The following is a 13,053-nucleotide window of genomic DNA, read 5'->3' on the forward strand; positions in this document are numbered from 1 at the left end:
ATAAAGAATAGGCCCAAAAAATGTGATTGAGGACTTAATATTGAGAAAAATGTAGAAAAAGTCTTAAAAAGTAAGTGTGCTTGTTTATAGGATATAAGCCTTTAAAAATCTATACGCTAATATCATTGAGAGCCAATATTGTTTAAACTATTGTCATTTAAAATTGGGAAGTGTGAAATTTTGCATGTCTAAGAAAAAAATTGTTGCACACCGTGGTGGAGCGCATCTTTATCCTGAAAATACTTTTTCGGCATTTAGTAACGCTATAGCGTTAGGTGTTGATGAAGTTGAATGCGACGTTCATTTGTTGAAAAGCGGTGAAGTAGTTGTCTTTCATGATTTTCGTTTAGACCAATTGATTGGCAAAAAGGGATCTATTCACGATATTGATAATGAAACACGCAAACAACTCTGCGTAAAAGGAAGCCAAGAAGCACCTCCTTTACTAGAAGAGGTGCTTGATCTTTTAGCACCAACCAATGTTGGTTTGCATCTTGAAATCAAAACCTGTGGTGAAGTGGAGCGTGAAACAATCTTATCTCAAAAAGCGCTTGCACTCATAAAAAGTCGAAATTTAACAGAACGGGTTTCTGCCATTAGTTTTGATCCTTTGATTCTTCGCCCTTTTATTGAAGCAGGAATACCATCTGGTCCATGTGTTGATCATTTTGAAGGTGATATGTATCGTCATTTTTCTGAATGGAAACAATTGGGTTATTCTGATTTAAGTTTAGATGGTTCCACTGTCTCACAGGATTTTATTGAAGCAGCTCTTGAAGCTGGTTTTACTGTGGGGGTATGGACAATCAACGGAAAAGCTCGATTATCACATTGGCTTAATATGCCTGTACATTATATTACGACAGATCAACCTGATCTTGCATTGCAATTGCGTGAACAAAGGTAAAAAATATATTTCTATAAAATCCCTGTACCTTTATAAAGCCAGTGTAATGGAAGAAAGCAGGAGGTATTTTCTTTTGGGAAATAATAACACGTTGATTTTAATGATAATTAAACACTTTTTATATTAAGTGATAGCGCTTAATATCAAGAAATTTTCTCACTTCAAATTTTTTTACAATGAATCAGCTAAAATCATTTGCTTGCATATTACGAGTGGGTGGTGGTGGGATGATAAAAAGCTATTGAAAAAAAACATTCTTTAAACTCTCGTTAAAAAGGCTTTATTGAAGCACTAACGGCATCATTATATGATTCCGTTTTGCACTTTTATAAAAGTATAAAAATGATGTCATAAAAAATTTTTATATACTTTAACAGGGAGGCTTTATGGCTTATTTTATAGGAGCCATCATGAAATGTAGATCTATTAAAAGATTTTTTTTAACACAATGGAAATTAATCGTACAATATCATTTTATTTTGAATGAGGGGGGTGTGATTCCATTACAGGGAAGGAAACACTTAAACGTTTCAAAATTATTTTCTTCATTTTAAGAAAAATTCTACTTGTCTTTTCGTTAAATTCAGTCGTAACACTGTGTTAAGGTTATGAGGCAAAAATTATAAGACAAATAATAAAAGAATAAACAATTCTTTTTTGAAAAAAGGAAATTCAGATATTATAGATATTACAAAAGTCATTAAATGACATTAACGATCTATATCTTTTTACCTATTCCCTTACTTAATTGAAGTCATCTCACTTTTTTCAGCCCGTTACAAACGTGTATTTCGTTAAACCATAGGAAAGTTTATAAAAGAAAACGAATAAACCTAAAGAAATTCATTTGACCTTTTGGTGGTTCCTGTTTAAATGGGAGAATGTATTTCTGAAATAAAACTGTCATAGCATGTTCATGTGTAATACTATAAATTCAGGGGTAGTTTGTATTCCATCACTTCAGAAAGGGTGAACCATGAGTCGTTTTTATCTTTTCATAGCGGCCACGGTTGCTATTATAATATCTTTAGCGGGAATAACAGCGAGTTTTGCGCAGACCAAAATCAGCTTTTGGCATTCTATGAGTGGTGAGTTAGGCAAGCAAACAGAAAGTCTCATTAACGATTTTAATGCGAGTCAATCTGAGTACAAAGTTGTGCCTTCATTTCGCGGTGAGTATGAAGAAGGTTTGGTCGCACTGATTGCAGCATTTCGTGGAAAAAAACAGCCAGTGCTCGCTCAAATTTATGACGTTGGTACTGGGACGATGATGGCAGCAAAAGGCGCTATCTATCCATTTTATCAACTTATGGCTGATACAAAACAAGAATTCGATCCTACCGATTATTTTCCTGCTATTAGCGGCTATTACTCTGATGAACAGGGGCATATAATCTCTATGCCCTTCAATATTTCAACACCAATCCTTTATTACAACAAGGATATTTTTAAAAAAGCCGGACTTGATCCAGAACAGCCTCCTAAAACATGGCAAGATATAGAAGATTTTTCTAAAAAAATCCTTGAGGCTAAAGCAGCAACGTGCGGTTTTACCATGGCTTATGCAGCACAATGGATTGGTATAGAAAATTTTTCAGCGTTGCATAATGTTCCTTTTGGAACGAAAGAAAATGGCTTTAAAGGACTTGATTCAGAGCTTACATTTAATGGACCTTTACAAGTACGTATGTGGACAGACCTGAAAAGGTGGTCTGATCAAGGTATTTTCCGCTATGGTGGTCCTGCAGGCGCATTAGATTCAACACCAATGTTTATGGCACAAAACTGTGCAATTTTTATGCAATCTTCAGGATCACATGCTGGAATTGTTTCTGAAGCTCAGTTTAATGTGGGTGTTGGTATGTTACCGTATTATAAGGATGCGGAAGGCGCACCACAAAATTCAGTTATTGGGGGAGCTTCTATTTGGGCGTTTAAGGGTCATACTCCAAAGGAATATGCTGGAGCAGCAGCTTTTCTTAAGTTTCTCTCAAAAACGGAAAATCAAGCAAAATGGCATCAAGGAACAGGTTATCTTCCAACCACAAAAGCGACTTATGAATTGAGCAAAAAACAACATTTCTATGAAAAAACGCCAGGGGCTGATATTGCTATCAAACAGATCAACCTTAATCCACCGACAGTTAACTCGAAGGGGATAAGATTTGGTAATTTACCACAAATTCGTACCATTCTTGATCAGGAGTTGGAAGCTGTTCTTAGTGGTTCAAAAACACCGAAAGATGGTTTAGATGAGACCGTTGAACGTGGAAATAAACTCTTGCGTGAATTTGAAAAATCTAATCATTAATTTCGTTTTTTTGTTAAATATAAAAGACTCAACAAAAACAGTTGAGTCCTTTTTGTTTATCTTTTTAAAGTCTCTACATTTAAAGAGCCCTGCGAATGCAAGAAAAACAAGCATATTTTAAAAAGAGTCTGCTTTCTTATGGACTGCTTTTCCCTCAGCTTCTTATAACTTTTTTATTTTTCTTTTGGCCTGCTGCTCAAGCCATAAAATCGTCCTTTGAGCGTGAAGACCCTTTTGGCTTTACAACAACCTTTATTGGTTTTGAAAATTATCTAACTGTTCTTTCTGATCCTACTTATTTGCAATCACTTCTTACAACAGCAGTATTTTCTATTTCAGTTACTGTCGTTTCAATGACTATATCACTTCTTTTGGCGGTCTGTGTTGACCGTGTTATTTGTGCAAAAAAAGCTTATACAATACTTTTGCTCTGGCCCTATGCTGTTGCTCCAGTATTGGCAGGTATATTATGGTTGTTTATCTTTCATCCTACCATCGGGATTATTCCTTTTCTTCTTGAGAAAATAGGGGTTCTCTGGAATTATCGTATTAATGGCACTCAAGCGATGATTCTGATTGTCATTGCCGCTAGCTGGAAACAAATTTCTTACAATTTTCTCTTTTTTCTTACAGCTCTTCAGTCTGTTCCGCGTTCTCAAATAGAAGCAGCAGCCATTGATGGTGCTGGTCCCTTTAAACGATTTTGGACTGTGGTCTTTCCGCAAATTTCACCAACGACATTTTTCCTTTTTATCGTCAATATCAATTATGTTATGTTTGATACTTTTGGTATTATTGATAACACAACTTCTGGAGGCCCAGCGCGTGCAACGAGCACTCTCGTCTATAAAGTATACGACGATGGCTTTAGAAATCAAATAATCGGTACATCAGCAGCACAATCAACAATATTGATGTTGATGGTTATTGTCTTAACGTTTATCCAGTTTCGCTGGATTGAGCGTCGTGTACAATATTAGGAAACAAATTATGGTTGAAAATCGCCCTCTTTTGAAATTTCTAACGCATATTACTCTCATTGTTGGTATTATCATTATTTGTTTTCCAGTTTATGTTGCTATCATTGCATCAACCCATAGTTCAGCAGCATTTAATACGGGAACACTTCCTCTTTTACCTGGGGAATATGCTCTAGAAAACTATAAAACAATTTTTGGTGATGGTCTTGCAAGGCTTGGTCTCCCTAACCTCTGGCCACTCTTACTGAATTCACTCATTATGGCTTTAGGGATTAGCATTGGAAAAATTATTATTTCACTTTTGTCTGCTTATGCAATTGTTTATATGCGTTTTCCCTTCCGAAAAACGGCTTTTATTCTTATTTTTGTTACATTGATGCTTCCTGTTGAAGTTCGTATTCTTCCAACCTATGCGGTTGTTGCAAAATTGGGGATGATTGACACTTATAGTGGAATGATTATCCCTCTGATTGCATCCGCAACCGCTACATTTTTATTTCGCCAGTTTTTTTTGACTGTTCCTGATGAACTCTTAGAGGCAGCACGTGTTGATGGTGCAGGACCATTTAAATTTTTTAAGGATATTCTCCTTCCGCTCAGCAAAAGTAATATTGCTGCTTTATTTATCATTATGTTCATTTATGGGTGGATACAATATCTCTGGCCTCTTATCATCACAACGGATCAAAATCATCAAACAATTCTTATTATTTTAAAACAGCTTATTGTCGAATCACTACAACATGATCCTCAATGGAATATCCTTATGGCAGTATCGGTTGTTGCCATGATACCACCTGTTCTTGTTGTTGTTTTTATGCAGCGGCTTTTTATCAAAGGCCTTATTGAAACGGAGAAGTAATTGTGGCCACAATCCAGTTATCAAATATAAAAAAACAGTATGACAACGGCATTCTGGTCATTGATGATTTAAACTTGACTGTTGCTGATAAAGAACTTCTTGTTCTTGTAGGGCCTTCAGGATGCGGAAAATCAACCTTGTTGCGTATTATTGCAGGGCTTGAACAAGTTACCTCAGGTGAACTATGTATTGATAACGAACGGATCAATGATCGTGAACCAGCTGATCGTGATATTGCGATGGTTTTTCAAAATTATGCCCTTTATCCCCATATGACAGTTCGCGGAAACCTAGAATATGGTCTTAAAAATCGAAAAACTCCGAAAGAAGAAATAAAAAAACGTATCGCACATGCTGCAAAGCTTTTGGAGATAGAGCCATTTCTTGATCGTAAACCACGACAATTATCAGGGGGACAACGCCAGCGTGTTGCGATGGGACGTGTTATTGTACGTCAACCCCGTGTTTTTCTCTTTGATGAACCTCTTTCAAATCTTGATGCAAAATTACGGGCGCAAATGTGTATTGAGATAAAAACGCTACAGCGTTCATTAGGAACAACCAGCCTCTACGTTACTCATGATCAACTAGAAGCCATGACATTAGCCGATAGGATAGTCGTTTTGAATAAAGGAGCGATCGAGCAAATTGGAACACCAATGGAAATTTATGATACGCCAGCAACCACATTTGTTGCTGATTTTATTGGTTCTCCTCCTATGAATTTTCTTGACCGTCGTGTCCTAGAACAACATTTAGGCCATTCATGTTCTTACAGCGAAGAAACGGATCTTTTAGCTTTCAGACCTGAAATAATCTTATTGGGTGAACACCCCGATAAAGGACCTGTCTTTCACACACAAATTGAGCTTATCAAGCCGATCGGAACAGGTTGCCATGTTTTAACACGTTGGAATGATATCATTTTTACGATTGAAATAAAAGAACGCTTGACACACGACTATGGTCAAAAATTAAGTTTCACTGTTGCTCATCAAGATTTTCATACCTTTAACAAAAACACTGGAAAGCGCACAAGGAATAAGTAAACATTCATTGATGTGACAAAGCTTTCTTTTATGTTGCATCATGATAATGTTGTGTTTTGACTCTCTTGATTATATTCACAAAATAAAAGTGTAACGATGAGATTAAAAGTTTTTGCAATGACCCATTGCCCCATGACACAGAGAATGTCAAAATACTCATATGAAGAAATTCTATCTTTTTACGCTCTATAAGAAGAACATTAAAAATAATAAGTTCTTTTCATTGAAATGAATAGAGATAACAATTTATTAACCATATTTTCGTGGATTTAGAAAAGCGTTTTTTCATAAAAAAAACAGTATCTTATCATCATCTTTTCTGATGAGATAATTGATCTATCTTATAAAGAATGAATAAGAAAAATAAAGAGAGAAAATTATTCTCAAATAGTGACATTAGGTCCCCATATCTTAGCTTTAATTGGTGATATAAAAAGTCCGTTTTATCTATAAAAACAGGACGCTATTCTGAGTATCTTGTACAAAAATAGGTACGTTCTACTTAACAGCAATAGATTGATTTGTAATGATAGTTTACTGTTTTGTGTATTAAGGAACAGCCCTAATACCGTAAATTTTTTTAATTCCACCTTTGTTCCATGTTGAATCATAAAAACCATTCGCTTGCTGTTATAAGCGGGAAGAGTCGTATGAATAAAAAACTATTAAGAAAGGATTTAAAATGCTTCTTATGAACTGTTTCAAGTGTTAAGAATTATCACAAAAGAAACGTTGGAAAATAGAATAATAATGCTTGTGATTTGGGCTCAATGAGGGAATAAATTTATTGATGACTTTATCTATCTGAGCATTTATAGGATATAAGTTTTTTCTATAAAATTAACTTTGTTTCATATTATTGTTATTAATTATGGATATTGGTTATCATTGATAACATAATCATAGACCTATGATTTTATGAACTTTTTTCTTCTATAAAAAGATTTTTTAATGTTTTTTGATGGCATCAATGATGGTATTCACATTATGCTTCATCATATCGAGATAAGTTGCAGCAGGACCATTTTCGTTTGACAATGCATCAGAATAAAGGGTTCCACCAATTTTTAAACCTGTTTCTTTTGAAATTTGTTTTATGAGACGGGGATTGGAGATATTTTCAACGAACAATGCTGCTGCCTTATTCGCTTTAATTTGTTTTATAAGTTTAGCAACATCAGCTGCGGTTGCTTCAGCTTCTGTTGAAGCGCTTTGGAGGGCAAGGATAGTAAAGCCATATTCTTTGGCAAAATAGCCAAAAGCGTCATGAGATGTGATAATGATACGTTTATCTTCAGGGATAGTGGCAATTTTTGTTTTTAAGGTCTCTTGTGCTGTTTTAAGCTTTTTTATGTAGGTTTCGGCATTTTTATTGTAAAGCGGACAATATTGTGGATCAATTTTACAAAAAGCAACAGCGATATTCTTCACATAGATTTCGACATTGGGAATTGTTTGCCAAGCGTGTGGATCAATAACGCTGTGATGATGGTGATGGGCATCATGTTCTTGATTTTTCATTTCGAGAGTGGGAATGTTAGCACTAACCTCGACAAGAAGTGCTTTTGTATCGCTTGCAGTGATGAGGCGGTCAATGAACCCCTCTAAATGAAGTCCGTTGATAAAAATAATCTGAGCATTTCTAAGAGCTTGAGCGTCAAGGGGGGTAGGTTCATAAGTGTGGGTATTCGCATTGGGTCCTACAAAAGTAGTCATAGAGATATTGTTGCCTCCTATATTTTTTACGAGGTCTGCAAGAATAGAGAAGCTTGCAACAACTTTTATTTTATTGTGTGCAGAAGCAGGAAAGAGAGAAAGGGCAAACAATAAAGCACTGAGAAGAACAAATTTTTGAGTAAATTTAGGCATTGTTTTTTCTTTAAAGTGAGGAAGTATAAAAAAGGTTGGGAAACCATGTTACAATAAAACCGCGTGGACTGATAAAGCAGGAAATAAGGTAAATCAATCCTGCGGCAATGATAATAGCAGGGCCAGAAGGCAGGGAGAGATGAAAAGAAAGCAAAAGACCACATACGCTAGAAATGATTCCAAAAAGAGTAGAAAGTAGGCAAATGGGACCTAGCCGTGAAAACCAAAAACGGGCTGTAATCGCGGGAATCATCATAATGCCAACGGAAAGTAATGTTCCTAGTGATTGAAAGCCTCCAACCAGATTCAACACCACAAGTCCAAGCAATGAAATGTGAATATATTTACTCAATGGAGAGAGTGATTTAAAAAAGAGGGGATCAAAGCTTTCTAAGACGAGGGCACGCCAAAAAATAAAAAGACTGCAGAGTGTGATCAACATTATGGTGGTGATCAACCAGAGAGTCTGTGTATCAATTGCAAGAACTGATCCGAATAAGAGATGAAGCAGTTCAATGGTTGAATCTTTCATTGAGATAATAATGACACCTGCTGCGAGTGCAATAAGATAAAAAACGGTCATGGATGCATCTTCTTTCTGAAGGCTATTTCGTGAAATTAAAACGGTTGCTAAAGCCACAATAATGCCAGCGAAAATACCACCAAGTGTCATAGATATGAGGGAGAAGCCACAAATGAGAAAAGCAGTTGCAACACCAGGAAGAATGGCATGAGAGATAGCATCTCCTGTTAAACTCATTCCACGGAGCATCAAAAAGACACCAACAGGACAAGCGCTCATAGAGAGCAGAATAGAGCCGATAAGAGCATTTTGCATAAAGTGGAAATCAATAAAGGGGGCAAGAAAAAATGCATACACGTCTTATAACCGAAGAAAGAGAGAATCATTAATAGGAGGCAGGAGCTGTCGTGTATTAATACACAAAGAGTTGGAGCTGAGAGGAGGTATAATGGAATAAATGGTATTATCGAGAAACTGTGTTGTTTCTCCATAAAAGGCGTTTTGTTGATTAATTTGAATCACTTGAGGAAAAAACTTTTGCACGACGAGAGGATCATGGAGTGCTGTGAGAACTGTGCGTCCTTGTTGTTGCCAGTCCGTGATCAGTGCAAGAAGGTCTTTTTGAGTATTGCGATCGATACCATTGAAAGGTTCGTCAAGCAAGATAATATCGGCATCTTGTACAATGATACGTGCAAAAAGGGCGCGTTGTAATTGCCCACCTGATAATGTTTCAAGCGAACGGTTGGTAAGTGCTGTGAGCCCAACCATTTCAAGCGCACTCTGAATCTTAGAATCATAAGGGCGCTGGTTTTTCCATAATCCACAAAAAGACCATAGTCCTGTTTTTACAAGTGTTTTCACATCAATTGGAAATGTTTGATCAATATCACATTGCTGAGAAAGATAAGCAATGCGGCTTTTTTTCGGTTTCGTAATTTTTCCCTTAAGAGGTTTAATCAATCCAGCAATGGCTTTTAGCAATGTTGATTTTCCAGCACCGTTATCACCCGTGATTGCGACCAATGAACCCGCTTTTAACTTTGCTGAAAAATCTTTGATCGCTATTCTATTCCCATAGCCTAATGTTGTCTTTTTAAAGTGCAGATCCATAACTTATACCATCTTTACTTAATTATTTTAGAAACTATGTAATAATATAACATTTGTCAATAAAGTGTTATATTATTACATCATTTTGAGAGTTGAATATTTTAGTGGGAAGATCGTGGACAATTCAAAATAATCGTCGAATTCTCCTTGACGAAAGAGAGAGAGTATATACTATATATAGTATCAAAATGATTGGTGATTCTAAATAAGCACAAGAGAGGGTGTTAGTGTGTTTCGTTTGGTATCTAAGTTATTTCCAATGTTATTGTAAAAGTTTATTGAGCAAGGGTGTAGCGATATATATTCTTGCCAAGATGTCTCTTTTGGAATGATTCCCTTTCATTTTTGTAATTGATTTTTGCCGTAAAAGAGTAAAACAGAACTCTTGAAAACGGTGGTTTAGAACGTTAGTTTTTAGACAGCAGGAGGGAATTGTTTTCTAAGCAAAAGATTGTTTTATAACTGGGGGAATCCCATTTAAGTTGTGGAATAATTGCTTATTTTCATCATAGTCTTTGAATTTATTTGATGAGAGATTCTGTTATGTTCAGAAATCTGTGTGCTGTTTGAAAATAACCACACATTTTGCGTACAATTTCTGTTGTTTGTTATTCTTGAGTATTTAAAATTATTAGATTAACTCTTTTAGAGTTGATTGTTTTGAATTGTGAAAGTTGAAGAAAATGTCGATCACTATTTATAGCAAACCATCTTGTGTCCAGTGTGATGCTACACGCCGCGCTTTTGACGCAAAAGGCATTCATTATCGGGTTGTTGATATTTCCTGTGATGAACAAGCATACAGTTTTGTTCAATCTCTTGGGTATCGCCAAGTTCCTGTCGTTGTTTGTGGTGAGAATCATTGGTCTGGTTTTAGACCAGATATGATTAGTGGTCTTTGTGCTTAATGGGGCTTATTGTTTATTATTCGAGTGCAACGGGTAATACAGAACATTTTGTCTCGCAGCTTGGTCAACGACTCTTCAAAATTGATAAAAGGAAACCCTCTGCATTAGTTGGTGAGCCTTATATCCTAGTTGTTCCTACATATGCAGATGGAGAAGGAAGAGGGGCGGTGCCGAAAGCCGTGATTCATTTTCTTAATGAAGTTGAGAATCGCAAGTTAATTCGTGGTGTCATTGGCGGTGGGAATCGTAATTTTGGTCGCTATTATAATTTAGCCAGTAAGATCATTGCTGAAAAATGTTGTGTCCCTTGCCTTTATCGTTTTGAGCTGCGTGGAACGGATGAAGACGTTCTTTGTGTAAAAAAGGGATTGGAAAGATTTTGGAAACAATTGGTATAAAACAGTCGCAGAAGTCCGATCAGATTACTGATTATCATGCGCTGAATGCGATGCTTAATCTTTATGATGAAAATGGTCATATCCAATTTGATATGGATCGGCTTGCTGCGCGGCAATATTTCCTTCAGCATGTTAATCAAAATACAGTTTTTTTTCATAACCTGAAGGAAAAAATAGATTACTTAATAGAAGAAGGTTATTATGAAAAAGCTTTATTTGAGCTTTATGATTTTTCTTTTATTAAAAAGCTTTTTAAACGTGCTTATGCATTTAAATTTCGTTTTCCTACTTTTCTGGGTGCATTTAAATACTACACCAGTTATACGCTAAAGACTTTTGATGGGAAGCGTTATCTTGAACGTTATGAAGATCGTGTCTGTCTTGTGGCTTTATATTTGGCACAAGGGAATAAAGCTCTTGCTGAAAGTTTTGTGGACGAGATTATTACAGGGCGTTTTCAACCAGCAACGCCAACATTTTTAAATGCGGGAAAAAAACAACGCGGTGAATTGGTTTCGTGTTTTTTGCTCCGTGTTGAAGATAATATGGAATCGATAGGTCGTGCAGTTAATTCGGCTTTACAGCTTTCAAAACGCGGTGGAGGTGTGGCTCTTTGTTTAACCAATTTGCGGGAGGCTGGAGCGCCAATTAAGCAAATAGAAAATCAATCATCTGGTGTTTTACCGGTGATGAAACTTTTAGAAGATTCTTTTTCTTATGCCAATCAGCTTGGGGCGCGACAGGGGGCTGGAGCTGTTTATTTGCATGCTCATCATTTAGATATTATGAAGTTTTTGGATACAAAGCGTGAAAATGCGGATGAAAAAGTTAGAATCAAGACACTTTCGCTTGGTGTGGTTATTCCTGATATTACTTTTGAGCTTGCACGCAATAATGAGGACATGTATCTCTTCTCATCTTATGATATTGAGCGTGTAACAGGCAAACCTTTTAGCGATATTTCTTTAACGGAGCATTATCGCTCTTTTGTTGATAATGCAAAAATTCGTAAGAAGAAAATAAGTGCACGCGTTTTTTTTCAGACATTAGCGGAAATTCAATTTGAATCTGGTTATCCTTATATTTTATTTGAGGACACTGCTAATCGAACCAATCCGATTGCTGGGCGCATAAGTATGAGCAATTTATGTTCAGAAATTTTGCAGGTGAGTGAGGCCAGTGAACTGGAGACAGATTTAACCTATCGCACGATTGGAAGTGATATATCCTGTAATCTTGGTTCTATGAATATTGCCAAAGCAATGGAAAGTCCTGATTTCGGACAGACCGTAGAATCTGCTGTTCGTGCTCTCACTGCGGTTTCGGATATGAGTAATATTGCTTGCGTTCCTTCCATTGCGAAAGGCAATGCTGAAAGTCATGCGATTGGTTTGGGACAAATGAATTTGCATGGATTTCTCGCGCGTGAACAAATCTATTATGGGTCTCCAGAAGCGATTGATTTTACCAATATCTATTTTTATATTGTGACATATCACGCTATACGGGCTTCCAACTTAATTGCGCGCGAACGTCAAGAAATGTTTGCAGGATTTGAAAAATCAGCTTATGCCGATGGACGTTTTTTCGAAAAATATATTGAAAAAGAATGGAAACCACAATTTGCACTTGTACAAGATCTTTTTACACGGAATAATATTGTTATCCCAGATCAAAAGGATTGGCAGGAGCTCAAGAAAAACGTTATTGAGTATGGACTTTATAACCGTAATTTGCAGGCAGTTCCTCCTACGGGATCGATTTCCTATATTAATCATGCCACTTCTTCTATTCATCCAATTGCTTCAAAAATTGAGATTCGCAAAGAGGGAAAAATTGGGCGTGTTTACTATCCCGCTCCTTATATGGATAATACGAATTTAAATTTTTACCAAGATGCTTATGAGATTGGTCCTGAAAAAATTATAGATACCTATGCTGCTGCGACCCAGCATGTCGATCAAGGTCTTTCATTAACACTATTTTTTCCTGATACCGCGACCACACGTGATATTAACCGCGCACAAATTTATGCTTGGAAAAAGGGTATAAAGAGTATTTACTACGTACGACTGCGGCAAGTTGCATTGAGTGGGACAGAGGTCGATGGCTGTGTTTCGTGCAGTTTATAGG

General features: G+C 36.4%; 11 protein-coding genes. 8 read left to right on the top strand and 3 right to left on the bottom strand.

What is annotated here, in order from left to right:
* Positions 1 to 184 precede the first annotated feature (184 nt).
* The 5 genes from T429_RS0100170 (at position 185) to T429_RS0100190 (ending at position 6,109) form a co-directional block, all read left to right on the top strand.
* Positions 185 to 907, top strand: coding sequence for a glycerophosphodiester phosphodiesterase (locus tag T429_RS0100170; protein WP_005774172.1), 723 nt, complete (start codon positions 185 to 187; stop codon positions 905 to 907).
* Positions 908 to 1,883: 976 nt separating this feature from the next.
* Positions 1,884 to 3,218 carry a sn-glycerol-3-phosphate ABC transporter substrate-binding protein UgpB gene (ugpB, locus tag T429_RS0100175; RefSeq protein WP_005774170.1) on the top strand — a complete coding sequence of 445 codons (1,335 nt, stop codon included), beginning with the start codon at positions 1,884 to 1,886 and terminating at the stop codon, positions 3,216 to 3,218.
* Between the two features lie 95 nt (positions 3,219 to 3,313).
* Positions 3,314 to 4,198, top strand: a complete 885-nt coding sequence (gene ugpA, locus T429_RS0100180) for a sn-glycerol-3-phosphate ABC transporter permease UgpA (protein WP_005774169.1) — start codon at positions 3,314 to 3,316, stop codon at positions 4,196 to 4,198.
* A gap of 10 nt (positions 4,199 to 4,208) precedes the next feature.
* Positions 4,209 to 5,060, top strand: coding sequence for a sn-glycerol-3-phosphate ABC transporter permease UgpE (gene ugpE / locus T429_RS0100185; protein ID WP_005774168.1), 852 nt, complete (start codon positions 4,209 to 4,211; stop codon positions 5,058 to 5,060).
* 2 nt (positions 5,061 to 5,062) lie between these two features.
* Positions 5,063 to 6,109 (top strand): sn-glycerol-3-phosphate import ATP-binding protein UgpC, encoded by a 1,047-nt coding sequence (locus T429_RS0100190; RefSeq protein ID WP_005774167.1) that lies wholly within the window; start codon positions 5,063 to 5,065, stop codon positions 6,107 to 6,109.
* Positions 6,110 to 7,057: 948 nt separating this feature from the next.
* Here T429_RS0100190 and T429_RS0100195 read toward each other — a convergent pair.
* From T429_RS0100195 to T429_RS0100205, 3 genes are read right to left on the bottom strand one after another with little or no spacing between them, the layout of a single operon-like run.
* A complete protein-coding gene (locus tag T429_RS0100195; RefSeq protein WP_005774166.1) occupies positions 7,058 to 7,978 on the bottom strand; it encodes a metal ABC transporter solute-binding protein, Zn/Mn family in 921 nt (306 codons plus the stop codon).
* A gap of 10 nt (positions 7,979 to 7,988) precedes the next feature.
* On the bottom strand, positions 7,989 to 8,858 hold the full coding sequence (locus T429_RS0100200) for a metal ABC transporter permease (RefSeq protein WP_026500805.1): 870 nt from the start codon (positions 8,856 to 8,858) through the stop codon (positions 7,989 to 7,991).
* A 3-nt stretch (positions 8,859 to 8,861) separates the two neighbouring features.
* The gene (locus T429_RS0100205; RefSeq protein WP_005774164.1) at positions 8,862 to 9,614 is read right to left on the bottom strand and encodes an ABC transporter ATP-binding protein; all 753 of its coding nucleotides are present in this window, start codon (positions 9,612 to 9,614) and stop codon (positions 8,862 to 8,864) included.
* A 683-nt stretch (positions 9,615 to 10,297) separates the two neighbouring features.
* Here T429_RS0100205 and nrdH point away from each other — a divergent pair.
* From nrdH to nrdE, 3 genes are read left to right on the top strand one after another with little or no spacing between them, the layout of a single operon-like run.
* Positions 10,298 to 10,522, top strand: a complete 225-nt coding sequence (nrdH, locus tag T429_RS0100210; RefSeq protein ID WP_005774163.1) for a glutaredoxin-like protein NrdH — start codon at positions 10,298 to 10,300, stop codon at positions 10,520 to 10,522.
* Positions 10,522 to 10,920 carry a class Ib ribonucleoside-diphosphate reductase assembly flavoprotein NrdI gene (gene nrdI / locus T429_RS0100215; RefSeq protein WP_005774161.1) on the top strand — a complete coding sequence of 133 codons (399 nt, stop codon included), beginning with the start codon at positions 10,522 to 10,524 and terminating at the stop codon, positions 10,918 to 10,920. The genes nrdH and nrdI overlap by 1 nt, the downstream gene beginning before the upstream one ends.
* Positions 10,902 to 13,052, top strand: coding sequence for a class 1b ribonucleoside-diphosphate reductase subunit alpha (gene nrdE / locus T429_RS0100220; protein WP_005774160.1), 2,151 nt, complete (start codon positions 10,902 to 10,904; stop codon positions 13,050 to 13,052). Before nrdI ends, nrdE begins: the two co-directional genes overlap by 19 nt.
* Position 13,053: the final 1 nt, after the last annotated feature.

Source organism: Bartonella elizabethae F9251 = ATCC 49927 (genome assembly GCF_000518165.1).
Classification (GTDB): Bacteria; Pseudomonadota; Alphaproteobacteria; order Rhizobiales; family Rhizobiaceae; genus Bartonella; species Bartonella elizabethae.